The organism is Echinicola sp. 20G (assembly GCF_015533855.1).
Taxonomy (GTDB): Bacteria; Bacteroidota; Bacteroidia; order Cytophagales; family Cyclobacteriaceae; genus Echinicola.
Genome location: NZ_AP024154.1, coordinates 3810555 through 3830521, shown reverse-complemented (window position 1 = coordinate 3830521; position 19967 = coordinate 3810555). Strand labels below are relative to the sequence as shown.

The window sequence follows — 19967 nt, the reverse complement described above, 5'->3', positions numbered from 1 at the left end:
CACAACATAAAATATCAGAAAGATAAATACAGTAGAAAAACTGCAAAAACTAAGCACAACAAACAAACAATTGAAAAACAAAAAACAAACAACTCAAAAACGATTACAAACAGTTTATTTACAAAAATCGATTAAAACCATCTTTGATTTCTTATCCTAACATTTTTAGGTGATATATAATAGCCTATTGACACTTCGTGGCTATTGTTTCTGTAATTGTTCAAAACATTTAGGCTATGATCATAAGCATAACCAATCCTGAGGTTGTTAGTAGCAAAAATTTCAAGAATCAATGCAAGCGCATTTCTGTTGTTCAAGTTATCTTCCAAATTGTCATTCCACAGCTTACTATTTGCCCTGTAAGAACCTCCCAACCAAATTCTCTCATAAAACAAAAACATGGCATTTAAATCAAAATTCGTAGGTGATCCTTTCACTTCTTTGATCAAAAATGAGGGCTTTAGCTGGACATTTTCAGAAACAGGAATCATTAATCCTGCAGTCAAGTAGTAGTGAAAGTCATGATAAGCCAAAGCAACATCCTCTCTTTCCAAAGACTTTTTCCCAATCATATTGTAAGCACTCAATCCTGCATAAAATCGGGTAGTATTGAAGAAGATACCACCATTCAGGTTAGGGGTAAAAAGATTCACCCTCCCTTGCGGAAGCTCTGCATCTGGATAATCATTAGGATCCAACATGGAGCCGTCAATCGCATATTCTGAAACTCCACCGCTAATTCCCAAACCCAAAAACGAATTCACCCCTGTTTGAATTCTATAAGCATAAGTAAGCAAAGCGCCATTTGTATTAGCAGGACCTAGCTTATCGCTCAAAAAAGAGATCCCAAATCCCATTTTTCCTTCATTGGCGCTGAGGTCGGCCGTCAGTGTGAAGGTTTTGGGGGCGCCTGGAAAATTAACCCACTGACTTCGGTAAGTGGATTGGATATAAGGTTCACCTTTATAGCCTGCATATCCTGGATTGATATGCAGGCCATTAAACATATACTGGCTGAACTGGGGGAGCTGCTGGGCGGAGATTTTTCCAATGCCAAAACTTCCAATCAAAAAGCCAATGATAAATATTTTTAAAGTCCTTTTCATGATTTCTACTCTTTGATTACTTGAATCCATCCCTTAAACTCATGCTCAGTACCATCTGCATCATAGGTCAATAAAATATAATAATAGGTACCGGCTACCAGACCTTCTGCGCTCCAATCATTTTGGTAATCTTCTTTCTCAAACACGTGGTCTCCATACCTATTGAATATCGTAATTCTATTGCTTTCAAATTTACCTAAGCCAAGCACTTCAAATGTGTCATTGTCATTATCACCATTAGGCGTAATGACATTTGGAATTCTGAATGGACGAACTTCGTTGACATCAGTGGCGGTATTATCTTCAGGATTTACATCTTCTTCCGATGCGGAGACGATAGCTGTATTGACCAAACTGGCGGGGTCACCAGCTTTGACTTTAACAGTAATGATTACCTCTCCGCCAATTGGCAGTAACGGCATTGCCCAAGTCACCTCATTGCCAATTACATTGGTATTGACCAGAGTTTGTTCACTATTAGTAGCTATTTCTGAGCTGAGATAAGTAAGTTGATCTGGGATGACATCCACTATGGTGACATTGGTCGCATCGGTATCATGCACATTGTTCACAATGATCTGGTACTCAAATTCATCTCCTTCGTAAATCTCTTTATCAAAGGATGTCTTGCTGATTGCGAGATCCACTTCATCATTTACCAAAGTGAAAGTGACAATGGCATCATCAAAATTATCTTCATCTCCTCTTTCCCTGATCACATAATGAAGCGTATACGTTCTATCTTCATTGATACCAGGAAGCACATTGATATCACCATTATCGGCAACAAAGAACCCGATCAAACCATCTGTATCTGTAAATTCAATCAGCACATCTTCCGGTAAAGCAGGTAATCCATCGAACAAATCATTTTCAAGCACATTACCCAAGATACCATCATAGCTCAAGAAGAATTCTCCAAAATCATCATCATTGGCAATGATCAACTCTTCTTCCAGTCTACAGGTCAAGCCGTAGTCAAAGTCTGGAACATTATCAACCGATAGTACCTGCGTGAGCACTTGCTCTGTGGTAAATTCACAAACCAGATTTTCTTGAATACCCGTCATTCTGGAGCCGCTATTTGGCAGCATTTTCACTAAACCAGAAGCTGCTAGCGTAATGCCATTTTGGGCAAATGTGCTGTCAGGAATCAGGGTGATGGTATATTCACCATAAGGATCAGTGTTTTGTAGGAAGTGTCTCCAGAATCCATATTCATTAATGGCTGTTTTTCTGAAGTAACCATTTGGTCCTTCTATTTGGATATTCAATCCAGCAGCATTTCCAAAGCCCGCTTTATTAAGCTCGCCATCATTTTCAATCCCTTCATAACTGTCGTCACCATTAAAATCAAACCACTCCCATTCAATTACATTAAAAGTTCCTCCCGGTTCAATGGCATTTTTCGTTACAAGGCCATCGTTGTTGGCATCAAACCATTCATTTTGGATTTCATCTCCATTCAGATCATACCATGCATAACCATGAATAATCGGTATTTCAGATGGAGCATAAGCAAAATCAATAGTTTGGTAATTACATACTTCCACATTGATAGTTTGACTGTTAGAACCTAAAGCGTAAAGCCCTTGATTTTTATTCAAATTCCTATCAAACACAGTCAACTGATAGCTTCCTGTTGGGATACCTTCAAAGGTGTATTGTCCATTTTCGTCAGTAAGCACCATTTGACCGCTTCCTCGATCGCTTTGCGCAGGAATCAACAATACAGGCATGTTTTCCAAAGCCATACTATTTTCTTCCACATAAACCCTGCCCGTAACCAAGGTATTACTAGAACAAAGAATGGTCACGCGGGCTTCACTATCATCGGTCACTATTTCGCCATTGACATCCGTACCAGTAGCCACTGCCTGGTTAATGATAGGTGTTTGACTGGCAACATCTTCAATGCTAACCATATACTGGGTAGAAATTTCCTGTGATTGGCCTGGAGTCATCGTACCGATGTTTTGATTTAGATTGACCATAGGGTCTGAGATCGTTACATCTGTCAAGGTAACATTCCCAGTGTTGGTCACTACCAAAGTGTAATTGATGATTTCACCAGCTTCGCTGACACTTTCTTGATCAGCTGTTTTTTCCAAACTGATCTCTCCTTGCTGGATGGCAAAGATCTCTTGGCTATCCTCGCTTTCCACCACTATTCCATCAAGAGATCTTCCGTTAGTACTTGCGGTATTGAGCACATTGCCCGCATCCAGATCATTTTGCACAATACTATAACTCGTTTCTACAGAAGCAGATTCGCCTGGCAACAGACTTCCCATTCCTTCATTTGTACCTGTCAATGGATCAGTCACTGAAACCTCTGACAAACTTACGTTACCAGTATTGGTCACTGTCAAGGTATATCTAATCTCTTGCCCTACCTCACTGTAGCTGGTTTGGCTCGCTGTTTTTTCTATGAGGATGTTAGGAGTCCTTTCTGTCAACACTTGAGCAGAAGCACTATCCTCTACTGCAATGCCTTGAGGAGAAGTTCCTTCCACATTGGCCGTATTATTTATTTCTCCTGCATCAATATCCACTTGTGTTGCGGAATAAGTACTTGAAACGGTTTCGCTTTGTCCAGGAGCCAAATCGCCGATATTTTCTTCCAGTCCAGTAAGTGGATCAATAATGGTAACATTCGTCAAAGTAACATTGCCCATGTTGTTGACCGTAAGGTCATAGCTTATCATCTCACCAGCTTGTGAAACAGAAGGTTTATTGGCTGTTTTTTCCAATTCAATACTTGGCTCCTGAAGAACTGTTACCTCCACACTAGCATTATCCTCCACTAAAACATCCATTGGAGAGAGCCCTCGCACGGAAGCGTTGTTTATGATAAGTCCAGCGTCTATATCTGCTTGGGTGACCTCATAACTGCTTTCCAAAGTAGCAGTTTGACCAGGAGCAAAAGTTGTAGCCGTTTCACTAAGTCCGGTCAACGGATCCACCAAAGCTAAGGAATGTAAGCTTACATTTCCTGTATTGGTAACTGTTAAGCTATAGGTAATCAATTCACCAGCTTCTGAAACTGTCGATTTATTGGACAACTTGGTCAGGCTAATGGCAGGCTCCTGTACACCACTTACCGCAGCGCTTGCTTCATCTTTTACGACTTTTCCAGACGGAGTAACTGCGCTAATGCTAGCCATATTGGTAACCATCCCCCTATTCAAATCTGATTGGCTAATGGTATAACTGGTCGTCAAATTTCTGGACTCACCAGGAGCAAGCTTTCCAAGTGCTTGGTCAAAGCCGGTTAATGGATCAATGACACGCGTATTGGAAAGCGTTACATTTCCAATATTGGTAGCCGTTAAAGTATAATTGACAATTTCCCCTACAGCACTATAAGATAAAACATCTGGCGTCTTGGTAATGGCAACAGCACCTTGTTCTACAGCTGGCACCAACGCATCATCGGAGGCTTCCACTTCCCTTCCACTTGGACTCAAACCGATTGCTGAAGCTGTATTGCTCACCTCACCAGCATCTAAATCAACCTGGGTAACGGAATAGCTCGTGGTAAATGACACTGTCTCTCCTGGACTTAGCTGAGTGATGTTTTCAACCATTCCTGTCAATGGGTCCGTTACTTTTACATCCACTAATGTGGCATTGCCTATATTAGAAACATCAACAGTGTAGTTAATCAAATTCCCAACTGCATTATAATTTTCGGTGAGGTTTTCCTTAACCACTTGAAGTCTTCCCAACCTCAGTGCAACAACCCTCGCATCATCTTCTGCAGCAACGGTAATTCTATTTGGATCAAATCCCCTCACAGCCGCTGTATTGATAATTTCATCTTGATCAATATCAGCTTGAGTGACTGTATAACTGGTGGTAAATTCAACAGAATCTCCTGGAACAATACTTGAAATATTTTCCAACAAAGCCGTCAAAGGATCGCCTACGGTCAAATTGCTCAAAGTTGTATTTCCGGTATTGAACACCTTGACAGTATAGGTTATGATTTCCCCTGGGCTAGAGTAAACTTTTGGAGTTGCCGTTTTTTCCAAATCCACATTGGAAGCTCTCAGTGCTCTAATTCGGACTTCATCACTATCATTGACTGCATTTCCTGCGGGGGTCGTACCAGTCGCATTAGCGACATTCCTGATGCTTCCCCAATCCACATCGTCCTGAGTGACCGTGTAAATAACATTGTAGGTTTCCTGTTGTCCAGGAGCCATGCTCGGAATGCTTTGGTCAAATCCCGTCAATGGATCTGTTATTTGAATATTGGTCAAGGTGACATTTCCAGTATTGGTGATCACCAACGTATAATTGACTTCATCACCTGCTTCATCATACACATCCACGTCAGCTGATTTCACCAATTCTATACTTCCAGACCTTAGTGCTATTGCTACGGCACTATCATCACTACTTACCAGTTTACCCACTGGAGTGGTTCCTTCTGCTGTAGCAGTATTGGTGATCAAACCATTGTCAATATCATCTTGAGTCACTATATAGTCGATGGTGAAAGTCTGTATTTCATCAGGAAGAAGCTCAGTTATATTTTGGACAAATCCGGTCAATGGATCTTGTAAAACCACATCGGACAAGGTCACGTTCCCAATATTTTCCACTTCCAAAGTGTAGGTAATGATATCACCTGGCTCATTATATAGCTTAGGATCAGATGTCTTTTTCACTTCGATGGCGCCTTCCCCTCTTGCTCCTACAGCTGCTTTATCGGTATCTGTGACAGTTTCACCATCAGGTGTGGTAGCTGTTACAGAAGCGGTATTGATTAAAATCAAACCATCTATATCCTCTTGAGTCAATGTATAGTCCAAGGTATATGTTTCACTTTCTCCAGGTACTAATACTGTAAGGTTCTCAGCAAACCCAACCTTATCATCTATGACTTCTAAATCGGTCAAGGTAAGGTTACCTGTATTGGTAATGGTGATGGTATAGTTAACTACCTCTCCTGCAAATTCAAAAATCTTAGGATTGGCAGTTTTTTCTATCTCAATCGATCCGGCCTGTAAAGCCACAACCTTGGCATTATCCTCTGCTGTCACGCTTTCATTGCTTGGGGAAATACCAGATGCCGAAACTGTATTTGTTATGCTTCCATTGTCAATATCGTCTTGAGTCACCGTGTAGCTTGCAGTAAATGTCTGAGAAACTCCTGGTGCCATCAAGTTGATCACTTGATCAAAATTCGTCAAAGGATCTTCCACATCCACTGCCCTCAAACTAACATTGCCTGTATTGGTCACCACAAGGGTGTAGGTGATGACATCTCCAGGTGATGCATAAGTTTTTGGATTCGCTGTTTTGTCGACCGAAAGGCTTGGACTTTGCAATGCAAAGATTTGCTCCGTGTCACTGTCCTCTACGGTTGTTCCTTCAGGACCTACACCAGAAGTAATTGCCTCATTATCCAATTGACCACGATCCAAATCAGCTTGGGTAATCAAATAGGAAATAGCATAGCTTTCGCTCTGTCCAGGTAGCAACTCAGCTACTACTTCACTGAAGTCAGTCAATGGATCTTCAGTCAATACATTTTTCAAGGTCACATTACCTTCATTAGTCACGGTTAAGGTATAGGTGATCTCTTGTCCAACTTGGGAGTAAGTCTTAGGACTGGCCTTTTTGTCCAATCCAATCTCAATCAACTGATTGGCCTCAATGCTTACTGCAGCTTCATCACTCACTCTCTGATCGATCGGATCAACTCCAACTACAGTGGCCCTATTGGTAATCAAACCTTTATCCAAGTCAGCTTGAGTGACTGTATAAGTTGTGGTAAGCGTCCTACTTTCTCCAGGAACCAAAGTTCCAACATTCTCTACATAACCCGTTAGCGGATCCCTTACAGTTACTTCTTCCAAGCTTACGTTACCGGTATTGGTAACTAGTAAGGTATAGAAAATCACTTCATCGACTGAATCATAAGTAGTAGCCTCAGTGGATTTTTCCAGACTTATTGATGGTTCTTGAATTGCGTTTATTTCCACAAAATCACTATCTGATATTGAGGCCCCTTCAGGGTCTACCCCAACTGCAGTAGCTGTATTGGTCACATTTCCTTGATCCAAATCCACCTGACTTATTGTGTAGGTTGATGTAAATTCCTCTACATCTCCAGGAGCCATATCTCCGATATTTTCATTCATTCCTGTCAATGGATCTGAAACCTGAACATCGGTCATAGTAACATTTCCCGTATTGGTTACCACAAGGGTGTAACTGATCACTTCCCCGAGCACTTCGTAGTTGGATCTATCAGCTGCTTTTTCGAGTGTTATGGAAGCTTCTTGAATTGCAGAAACTGTCACTTGAGCCGTATCACTTACCATCTCACCTAACGGATCCAAGCCTGTAGAAACTGCATCATTTATCACAGCACCAACGTCCAAATCTGATTGTGTAGTCAAATAGTTTGTCGTGAAATCTTTTTCCTCATCAGGAGACAAATTGCCGACACTCACCTCCATCCCAGTTAATGGATCTGTAACTTGAACATCAGTTAAAGTTACATTACCGGTATTGGTCACTGTCAATTGATAGGTGATTCTTACCCCCACCTCATCAAAAGTGCTAATGCTTGAAGTTTTTATAAGTGATATGGATGGACTTTGATTGGCATTTATTACTAACTCAGCCTGATCTGTTACGGTCACACCCAATGGAGACTTACCACTAGTGGTCGCCACATTGCTCACAAGCCCATTATCTATATCCTCTTGTGTGATGACATATTGAGTTTCAAATGTTTTACTATCGCCTGGAGCCAATGTACCTCCACTTAAATTCAGGCCAGTTAAAGGATCAGAGATCGTTCCATTATTTAAGGTTACATTACCCGTATTGGTTACAACAAGTGTATAGTTGATTTCGTCACCTACTTCAGAGAAACTGCTTACATCGGCTGTTTTCACTAGGTCAAGTGCAGGCATTTGTTCTGCTGGTACCTCTACCACAGCTGCATCAACTTTCAAAACACCTTGAGGAGTCCTTCCTCTTGCGGTGGCTATATTCCTTACTTGGCCATTGTCCAGATCTAGTTGGGTGGTGGTATAGCTTGTTGCAAAAGACTGGCTTTCACCAGGCACCAAGATTTCAATGGATTGTACCATACCTGTCAATGGATCATTTACCATTACCTCCGTAAGGCTTACATTTCCATTATTGGTAACCGTGATGGTATATGGAATTTCTGTTCCAACAAGACTATAAGAAGGTAACTCTGTTGATTTCTCAATTTGGATGCTACCTAATTTCAGTGCGGTAACCAACTCCTCAGCTTCGGTAATTACGGTTCTATCTGCCGGTGTGATTCCTTGTGCAACAACTGTATTCGGAATTTCACCAGCATCAATATCTGCTTGACTGACATTATAACTGGTTTCAAAAGGCTGGCTTTCTCCTGGGGTCAAGCTACCAATGTTTTCATCCATTCCAGTCAATGGGTCTGTTATTTGAACATTGGTCAAGGTGACATTTCCAGAGTTAGTAACCTCAATGTTGTAATGAATAATTTCACCTGCTGAAGTCACTGTATTGACATCAGCAACTTTTGTGACACTTATGTTGCCAGATCTTCTTACCAGAACGGTTGCTTGATCTTCGACACTTAGGCCTTCTCCAGATGGGTCCTGCGCATTAGCTTGAGCTGTATTAATGATAACCCCAGCATCTATATCTTCTTGGGTAGCTTCATAGGACGCGGAGTAATTTACGGACTGTCCAGGTGCCAATGTGCCTACTTGTTGATCAAAATCAATTTTTTCATCTACAATTTGGACATTGGTCAAGGTGACATTTCCTGTATTGGTCAATTCAAAGAAATATAAAATAGTAGCCCCTGCCTCACTAACCAAACTTGGATCGGCGGTCTTAACCAGTTCCATACTGGCAGATCGAATTGGAATTACCACTGCCCTATCTGAATCTGTTACTTCATTGCCACTTGGAGCTGTTGCAGATACTGAGGCAGTATTTGCTAACTCTCCTTGGTCAATGTTTTCCTGTGTAGTTTCATAAGAGGTATTGAATACTTCAACTTGGCCTGGCTCTAATGTAGCTATGGTTTCATTTAACCCGGTAAGTGGATCAGAAACCACTACGTTCTCCAAGGTTAGGTTTCCAATATTCTCAACCTCCAATACATATTCAATCACATCTCCTGCTTGGTCAAAAGTCACTGGCGTGGCTGATTTGGTGATTTCAATTCCAGGAGTACCGTATGAATAAATTCTGAACTCATCAAAGTCACTTACTTCACTTCCCATTGGAGTGCTGCCAATGGCTGTAGCCCTATTAAGTACTGACCTGCTATCAACATTTTCTTGGGTAACCTCATAAATGGTATTTAAGATTTGTTCTTCACCAGGTGATAAGCTTGGAATGGTCTCATTCATTCCTGTCAATGGATCCGTTACTATAATATTGGATAGCGTTACATTACCTTTATTGGTAACCCTTATCGAATAAGTGATCTGATCACCTGCATTGTTAAAGAACCTAGGCGTAGCAGATTTTTCTACCATAATTGCTCCAGCCTGAAGAGCCCTGGTAGTAAATGAATCTTCATCTGTTAAAGTTTCTCCATCTGGTGCCTGGCCGGTGACATTTGCCGTATTTACAAAGCTTCCATTGTCCAAATCGGATTGGGTGATGGAATAACTAACGGTGAATACAGCAGTTTGCCCAGGCATTAAGGTTCCTACAGGTTGCTCATATCCTAATTGGGCATCGGATATCGAAACATTGGTCAGCGTTACATTTCCAGTGTTTCCTACCACTATTTGATACTCCAGTACTTCATCTTCCATACTGTAAGTAAATGCATTGCTTCGCTTACTAATCTCCAATGACTTAAGTTGATCAGCCAGCACTTCGTAATCATCACTGTCATTGACCAAATCTCCGTTAGCCGCAAGTCCATTGACAGTGGCTGTGTTAGGAATTGATCCCCTATCAATATCGGCTTGGGTGACTTGATAGCTGGCGTTAAATACCTCAGTTTGACCTGGAGTCATGGTTGGAAGTAGTTCATCCAAGCCAGTCAAAGGGTCTTTTATACTCACATTGGATACCGTAAGATTTCCATCATTTGTAATTGTCAACGTATAGTTAATTACTTCTCCAGCCTCCGAAACGCTTGTTTTATCTCCAACTTTAGTGAGGGTTAAAGAAGGATCCTGAACTGCTGTTATTGTTTCATCATCTTCATCACTTACTTCAGCTCCATTAGGATCAAAGCCGCTGGTTGAAGCGGTGTTAATAACACTACCAAAGTCCAGCTCTTCTTGGGTGATGCTGATTTGGGTTTCATAAGGTTTTTCTGCACCAGGTGCCAATGTGCCAATTGACTCATTCAGTCCAGTTAAAGGATCCGTTACTTGGACATTTGTCAAGGTTACATTACCCGTATTGGTCACAATAATTGTGTAATTAATCTCCTCACCGACTTCTTCATAACTAGTTGGATCAGCAGTTTTGGTGATCTCAATTGCAGGTGATTGAATCGCAGTAATGGTTACTTGATTTGAATTGGTAGATAGCCTTTCTCCATTGACATCAATTCCAGAAGCTAAGGCAATATTAGTATAGCTTCCTGCGTCTATATCGGCTTGGGTGATTAAATGCTCAGCAGCCACGTTGGCAACTTTGCCAGGTGCCAATGTAGGAATGGGACTTCCACTGGTAATTTCAGCTTTCGGATCTGTGACAATGATATTTGACAAGGTCACATTACCCGTATTTTCTACTTTGAGTTCATAAAGGGCTATATCTCCTACAGCGGAATAAGTCGGCGTGGAAGTAGATTTACTAATTATAAAGGAAGGGGTTTGAACAGCAGTCAACTCTACTTCATTCGATACCTCCACAACAGCATTTTGTAACGGATCCGAACCTGAAGCTGTGGCTTGATTGGTGTATTTTCCAGCATCCAAATCAGCTTGGGTAACGATATGTTGGGCAGTGATTTCTGCTGACTCTCCCGGCACTAAAACCGATATTGGGCTACCACTTAGGACTTCCGCTTTTGGATCAGAAATAGTGATATTGTATAAAGTTACATTCCCTGTATTTTGAACTGTAATTTCGTATGGAATTACTTCCCCAACTTCACTATAGGTACTGAGGTCACTGGACTTAACCACTTCCATTGAAGGGCTTTGGATGGCAGGAACAATTACCTGATTAGAGTCATCATTGACATTCGCATTATTGGGGTCTTTGCTCGTTACATGGGAAACATTTGCATATTCAGCAGCATCTATATCTGCTTGAGTTACCACATGCTGCGCATCTAAAACGACAGATTCACCCGGCGCCAGGACAGGGATTTCTGTTGGGGAAATAAACTCAGCTTTTGGATCAGATACTTGGATATCTGTCAAAGTAACATTCCCTGTATTTTCAACTTCTATGGTATAACTGATGATGTCACCAACTTCATCATAGTCTGCTGTTGATGTAGATTTGCTAATGCTGATCGATGGGTTTTGAGTAGCTGGAACCGTTACTTGGTTGGTTGTTGCACCAATGGGAACATCCATGGGGTCAAAACCATTGGAAGTTGCACGATTTATATATTTTCCAGCATCTATGTCTGCTTGGGTTACCACATGAATAGCATCAAGGACAACTACTTCTCTTGGAGAAATGCTAGGCACTGGGTTTGTGCTTGTTATTTCTGCATTTGGGTCTTCTACCAGTACATTAAACAAAGTAACATTTCCAGCATTAGTAATAGAAATGGTATAATTAATAATATCCCCAACTGAATCGTACGTATCTATTGTGGTTGCTTTGGAAGCTGTCATTCCTGGAACCTGAGTACCTATCAATAGCTCATCATCACTATCAGTTAATGTACCACCGTTGATATCTGTGGCTGTTACAGTGGCTACATTAGCCAATTCACCTCTATCTACATCCTCTTGCCTTATAGCATAAAAGTCATTAAATCTTTCGGTCTCACCAGGGGCCAGTTCATCTAATGTAATATCGAGATTAATCATTGGGTCTGTAATCCTGACATCAAAAAGGGTCACATTACCAGTATTGGCAACGGATATCCTATAAAGTACCAAATCACCTGCCCGGATATATCCACTTTCAGAAACGCTTTTTAAGATATCAATAGATGGAGACTGGGAGCCATTAATAATTTCTGAATCTTCATCTGAGATTTCGTTATCATTCGGATCAAACCCGATTGCTGTGGCTGTATTTTCAATTGTACCTATATCCAAATCATTTTGTGTAACCGTATAAACTTCGTTATACACTTTTGATTGTCCTGGAGCCAAGCTTAAAAGAACATCTTCTAAACCTGTCAAAGGATCACTGACGGTAAGATTGGAAATGGTTTGGTTACCGGTATTGGTTACAGTAATGGTATAATTCAATATATCTCCAGGCTCTGTAAACCCAGATTGTTCCACTGTTTTTGTAATGGACAAGGCAGGAGATTCAATGGCCGGCACAACTACTTCTCCTACTGCTGGCGCCAAATCACCTCCGGCTGGGGTTCCAGTGACTGTAGCAGTATTGAGGAACTCACCTTGATCCACATCTGTCTGGCTTGTAGTATATTTAGCGGTGTAAGTCCAAATTTCGCCAACATCAAGCACGCCATCCAAATCACTATCCCCACCTCTGTAAGTAGGCCCTTCACTAACCAAAGGATCAGACAAAGTCACTTCCGAGATACTTATATTTCCTGTATTTTCTAGTAGTATTTCAAAGTTCAGCTTATCATCTGGACTGTTAAAAGAATTTGGTTCAGTGGTGCTGTTTTTGGTAAGTGTCCATGCGGGGATCTGGATAGCATTGACGGTTTCATCATCACTGATATTTTCCAAACTTCCTCCGGCAGGAACTCCTGATGCCATGGCCACATTTACATAACTACCCGCATCCAAATCCGCTTGGGTTACTGTATGGATGGCTTCTAAAAGCCATATCTCTCCTACATCCAGCTCATTATCGTTGTCACTATCTCCGGAAGTTAAGACAGGAGAATTATCAGCACCATCATCAGTAATTACAATGCTGCGGATTGAAACATTCCCTGTATTTTCTAAGCTTATTTCATAGCTAAGCTGATCCCCTACATTACTATAACTATTAGGACTATTGGTACTGGTTTTGGACATGGTCCAGTCAGGATTCTGAACCGCATTAACCGTTGCTGAAGCTATACCATTGGACAAGTTTCCACCCGCTGGATCTCCAGTCGCAGTAACTGTGTTGGTGAAGCCTCCATTATCTATATCTTCCTGAATAGTGGTATAATCTGCAGAATAAGTCCAAGTTTCGCCAACTTCCATAATGTTATTGCTGTTGACATCTCCAGACTGATATGTTGGGCCATTATTTGCCTTTGGATCGGTTACAGATATATTTTCGATGGTAATATTACCTGTATTAGATACTGTGATTACATAATTTATAAGTACTCCTATCTGGTCAAACGTAGTGATGTCTGGAGTTTTAGTGACGGTTAGTTGAGGGTTTTGAGAAGCTGGAACACTAATTGAGCTTTCACGATTTATCGGAATTCCATTAAAATCTTCACCCGATAATGTAACTGTATTATTTACTGCTCCTAAATCCAAATCCTCTTGGGTGATCACATAGGTTTCATTGAATTCTTCACTACCTCCGGGAGACAAGCTGCTAATTGTCTCATTTAAGCCCGTTAAAGGATCAACAATTAATAGATCAAATAAAGTGGTGTTACCTGTATTTTCGACGGTTATGGTATAATTCAACTCATTACCAACCTGGTTGTAAGTTAATTCAGAAACTGTCTTAATTAGGGACAATTTGGTATTTTGAGCCCCACTTAACCTGACCGTATCTCCATCCTCAATTATCTCTCCTTTAGGAGCTGTTGAGGTGACACTGGCTATATTTTCAACATATCCACGATCAACGTCTTCCTGGGTAACTGTATAATTGAAAGTAAAAGTTTGAACTTCATCAGGAGCAAGGCTTGCCAAAGTCTCATCAGAACCTGTAAGAGGATCAGTTACATTCACAGTACTCAAAGTCACATTACCTGTATTTTCTACTTCTACATTGTAGGTCAATACTTCTCCTGGTAATTCATAACCTGATTCTTCCACCGTTTTCCTCAATTTTATTGCTGGTGTCTGTGCTCCTACAATCGACTCATCTACACTTTCACTTAAGGTAACTGGAGTATTGGTTGCTGCTGTTGCAGTATTATTTATAATTCCATTATCAACATCTAACTGTGTGACAGTATAAGTCTCATTAAAGGTCTCTGCTTGGCCAGGGGTTAAAGAAGGTATTGTTTCATTTAGTCCAGTTAATGGATCTGTAACCAAAATATTTTCCAATAAAACAGTCCCTCTATTTCGGACTACAATCGTATAGTTCAATATTTGGCCTGCTTCACTGTAACCAAATTCCTGAACATCTTTTAAAATCCTTATTTCATACCTATCTGTTCCACTTATGGAAATATTATTTGCATCACCATCGCTTACATCATTTCCGTTTGGATCTTGACCTGTGGCTGTAGCTACATTCGCAATGTTTCCATTGGAAACATCATCAGCTGTCACGGTATAATCAGTATTAATTGTGTATGATTCTCCAGGTGCCAATTCTGGAATGGTCTCATTAGCCCCAGTTAATGGATCAGTTACCACTATATCCGTAATGGTCACATTTCCAGTATTGGTAATAACTATTTGATAAGTGATGACGTCCCCTGCAGAATTGTATTCACTTTCTACGGAAGTTTTGTTAACGGTAAGTTCTGGATTTTGAGATCCGTTAAGTGCAATATCATCTGTATCAGTTACTGTATTTCCGTCAGGATCAGTTCCTGTGACATTAACTGTATTCAAAACCATTCCATTATCTACATCTTCCTGGGTCACTGTATAGGTGGTCGAAAAAGTCAGACTTTCTCCAGGCTCTAATAAGTCAATCGTTTCTGTAAGGCCGGTCAAAGGATCAGTCAATGTGATATCCGTTACATCAACATTTCCATTATTTGTCAGCGTAAGTGTGTAATGTAGTTCATCTCCAGCTTCATAAAACCCACTTTCTTCTACTGTCTTTTTAACATCTAAATCTCCTGTTTGGGCTCCATTGATTGTTTCATCATCTGTATCTGAAACATCAGCTCCATTAGGGTCTTGGCCTATAACCGATGCTGTATTGGTCACCACACCATTGTCCACATCCTCTTGTGTAACTGTGTAAGTTGTATTGATATCAACGGATTCACCCGGTTCTAATGAAGGGATGTTTTGGTCCAAACCAGTCAATGGATCCGTTACTTGGACATTACTTAAGGTAACATTCCCTGTATTGGTTACGGTGATAGTATAATTAAGCTGGTCTCCCTCTTCACTAAAGCCTTCATCACTGAGCTCTTTTTCAATACTAATAGATGGATTTTGAATGGCAGTGGAAGTAGCCTCATCTGTATCATCTACTGAAGCTCCCTCAATGTCTTCCCCTGATACAGTAGCTACATTTGTTATACTGCCGTTGTCCAGATCCTCTTGTGTAATCGTATAGGAGCCGGTAAAAGTTTGGCTGTCTCCTGGGTCAAGTGAATCAATGCTTTCATCTATCCCAAGAAGAGGGTCTGAAACATTTATATCAGAGACAGGCATATTACCACTGTTGCTTACTACAATGGTGTACTCCAGAACCACTCCATCTTCTGAGTAGGTGGCTTGTGAAACCGATTTATCCAAACTTAATTCAGAAACCTGAATGGCATTTACTGTAATTTCATCCGAGGCATCTGTCAAATCCCCTCCTGAAGGAGTTCCTGAAGCAGTAGCGGTATTCGTAAAACTACCATTAATGATATCTTCTTGACTTACAACATAGCTAGCTTGATAAACCCAAATTTCTCCAGGATCTATCTGTCCATCGCTATCTGTATCTCCAGATTGATAAGTCGGGCCACTGCTAGCTTGGGGATCATCCACCACTGGGTTTGAAATAGACACATTGCCTGTGTTTTCCACTTCAATGCTATAAGTAATAGTTTCTCCTACCTCCTGATAGGTATCCTTATTGGCCGTTTTGGTCAAAGTCCATGCAGGAACTTGCTCCGCAACAACAGTTTCTTCATCGCTCACTTCTGGGAGGGTGCCCCCAATTGAATTTCCATTAGCTGAAGCGGTATTGGAGTAACTTCCAGCGTCTACATTGGCCTGAGTTACTGTATAGGTTACCAAATACACCCATGACTCTCCTACATCCAATACCTCATCACCATCCACATCTCCTGATTGATAAATTGGTCCTGTGGTAGCTGTTGGGTCAAAAACGTCTACATTATTAATGGAAACATTTCCGGTATTGGTGATCACAATATCATAGGTCAGCTCATCACCAGCTTGGGAGAAAGAATTTGGTGTATTGGTATTGGTTTTTTGGATGGTCCACTCAGGTAATTGGATACCATTTACCATCTCGCTTGCACTTTCTTCTCTAAGTGTGCCACTTACAGGATCTCCTGAAGCGGTTGCGGTATTGGTAAAACTACCATTATCTATATCTTCTTGGGTAACTAAATAAGTAGCAGTGTAAGTCCAGATTTCTCCTACATCCAGAATTCCATCAGAATCGGAATCCCCAGACTGATAAGTAGGGCCAGTGCTTGCTTGAGGATCATTGACCACAGGATTTTCAATGGTTATGTTACCTGTATTTTCAACTAGGATGGTATATACCAATTCTTCATTGACCGCATCGTATTCTGTTTGCGCAGAAGACTTACTAATGGTCAGTTTTGGAGTTTGAGAAGCATTGATAATTTCATCGTCACTACTCGTCAACTCATTCCCCTCAGGATCCGTTGCTGAAATGGAAGCAACATTCTCAATGCTACCATTATCAATATCTTCTTGGGTAACAGTATGGGTAGTCGTAAATGATATGGTGTCTCCTGCATAGAATACATCAATGCCATCATCCAAACGGGTCAAGGGGTCAGTAACTCGTAGGTCAAATAAAGAAACGTTACCATTATTATTGAGGTAAATCGTATAGGTAATTACTTCCCCAACCTCACTGTATCCATTCTTATCAGCCACTTTTAACACTGTAAAAGATGGATCCTGTACTGCGTTTATGGTTATCTCATCATTTGTCTCATCCAAAACTCCTCCAGCAGGATCGCCTGTAGCGGTCACGGTATTGGTAAATGAACCGTTATCAAGATCCTCATTGGTGACTTCGTGACTCGCTGAGTATGTCCAAGTTTCCCCTGGCCCCATTATTTCATCTACTCCTACATCACCAGAAAGGTAAGTCGGTCCTTCTGTAGCCTGCGGATCACTGACCACTACATTCGATATAGAAACATTTCCTCTATTGGTTAAGGTGATTTCATAAGTCAAAGTCTGACCCAACTCTGAATAGCTGACCTCCCCTGTGGTTTTGCTTATCTCCCAACTGGGGTTTTGGTTGGCATTCACCGTTTCATTGGCAGTTAGGTCATCTATATTTCCACCAGCAGGAACTGCACTAGCTGTGGCCGTATTGGTATAACTGCCTGCGTCAATATCTTCTTGAGTAACCTCATAGGAAGCCGTATACACCCAAGTTTCACCCACATCCAACACTTCATCATTATCCGAATCACCTGATTGATATACAGCTCCATTTGTCGCTTCCTCATCGTCTATAATTACTTCTGAAATGGAAACATTTCCTGTATTACTAACCAAAATTTCATATTCAATGACATCTCCAGGATCAGTATATCCTCCTGTAGTAATAGCAGATTTGGAAAGAGTCCAAGAAGGTTCCTGATTGGCCGGTATGGTTTCGGTATCATTCACATCGGGCAAATCTCCTCCAGAAGGATCTCCTGAAGCAGTAACAGTATTGGTGTAAGAACCATTGTCAATATCTTCTTGTGAGACTATGTAACCAGCCGTATAAGTCCAGGTTTCTCCTACATCTAAAACATTATTATCATTGATGTCACCGGAGCTGTATTCGGGACCTGAACTCGCACCTGGATCACTAATATTTACATTAGCAATAGAAACATTGCCAGTGTTTTCTACATCAATGCTATAAATAAGTTCATCTCCTACATTGGTGTAGGAATTAGGTGTAGTCACACTGGATTTGCTAATGGTCCACGCAGGTAATTGTACAGCATTTACTGTTTCAGTGGCAGTAGCATCGGACAGGGTTCCTCCCGCCGCAACCCCTGAAGCAGCAGCATTATTGGTAAACGATCCATTGTCAACGTCTTCTTGAGTCACGGTATAGCTTACGCTATAGGTCCATGACTCTTCTACATCCAAAACCCCATCATTATCTTCATCCCCACTGATATAAGTCGGCGCTTCATCTGCTTGATTGTCGGAGAGGGTTAGGCTGCTGATAGAAACATTACCGGTGTTTTCAATTATCAATTCATAAGTCAATACATCTCCAGGACGATCAAATTCATTGGGTGAGCTGGTACTGGACTTGGATAAAATCCATGACGGGTTTTGACTGGCATTGACTGTTTCCTGGTCTGTTACTTCATCAAGATCCCCCTCCAAAGGGCTTCCCCGAGCCGAGACGGTATTGGTAAACGAACCATTATCTATATCTTCTTGGGTCACATTATAAGTAGCCCTAAAAACCCAAATTTCTCCAGGATTTAAAATATTGTCCCCGTTACTATCGCCATTGGTCAGATTTGGACCTGAGTCCACTTGTTCATCCACAAGACTTACCTCACTGATATTCACATTACCGGTATTCTCTAATCTAATATCATAAATAATTTCATCGCCTGGACTGGAATAATTGGGCGTGTTACTGGATTTGCTAATGGTCCAACTAGGATTAGCAACTGGCTCGGTAGAAATAGAAGCTGTATTGTTATCAGCAACAGGATCAATCTCTGCTTGGTTAACAACACTTGTTGTATTGTTATAGTTGATACTACCAATTGGTTGAAGCACTATTGCTTTAATGTTTAGAGTGACCTGATCATTAAAACTTATTGATCCTACATTCCATATTCCTGTATTACTGTTATAAGAACCCTGACTGGCATTACTGGAAACATATGAATAACCGTTTGGTAATTGATCTTCCACCTGTACAGCGCTGGCAGCAGATGGCCCCATATTGTCCAAGATTATGGTAAACGTCACTTCATCTCCAATATTGGGTGTCATTGAACTTACCGTTTTGCCAATAGATACGTCTGCAATCGGAATCGGGGTAATTGTCAGAGAATTTGAATTGTTTGAAGGAACTAAGTCTATTTGATCTCCACTCACACTTCCATTAACCTGATAATTTCCACTGGCATTAACCTTGGCTGTTATTTCTAAAGAAATGGACTGATTGGGATCCAACCCTCCTATTCCCCATTCACCAGAACCTGAATCATAAGTACCGCCACCATTGTCCCTGACATAAGATAATCCACTGGGCAATGGACTGCTTACAACCACACCCGTTGCAGGATCTTCACTGTTATTGTTCACAGAAAGTGTCAAAATTATCTCGCTTCCAACTTCAGGAGAATTATTATTCACCGTTTGATCTATGATTAAATCATTGACAAAGGCCTCATGATAAGTGAATGCTGTAGCGGATCCATCTTTATAACTTTTCGCATATGCTATTTGATCAGTTAAACTAAAAAAAGCAATTAAAACTAATATGGCACTTTGTCTTATGACCATGGCTTTAAGTAAGTTTTAATTAATAATATCAAATCACTCCAAGTAACTTTGGGAGGTTCAACATCATTAAAAAGCATGAAACAAATCAATTCACTTGGTTAAAAGCAACGAACATTAAAATCCGTTTTCAAAAACTAAACTG

Annotated in this window: 2 protein-coding genes; both read right to left on the bottom strand. The window is 40.9% G+C overall.

Going from position 1 to position 19967, the window contains the following annotated elements:
• Positions 1 to 131: 131 nt before the first annotated feature.
• The gene (locus JL001_RS15635) at positions 132 to 1106 is read right to left on the bottom strand and encodes a type IX secretion system membrane protein PorP/SprF (protein WP_200977696.1); all 975 of its coding nucleotides are present in this window, start codon (positions 1104 to 1106) and stop codon (positions 132 to 134) included.
• 5 nt (positions 1107 to 1111) lie between these two features.
• Positions 1112 to 19825 carry a gliding motility-associated C-terminal domain-containing protein gene (locus JL001_RS15630; protein ID WP_200977694.1) on the bottom strand — a complete coding sequence of 6238 codons (18714 nt, stop codon included), beginning with the start codon at positions 19823 to 19825 and terminating at the stop codon, positions 1112 to 1114.
• Positions 19826 to 19967: the final 142 nt, after the last annotated feature.

Bases quoted from the DNA above. Each gene is read 5' to 3' on its own strand.
- JL001_RS15635 (WP_200977696.1), bottom strand. From the start codon at position 1,106: ATGAAAAGGACTTTAAAAATATTTATCATTGGCTTTTTGATTGGAAGT.
- JL001_RS15630 (WP_200977694.1), bottom strand. From the start codon at position 19,825: ATGGTCATAAGACAAAGTGCCATATTAGTTTTAATTGCTTTTTTTAGT.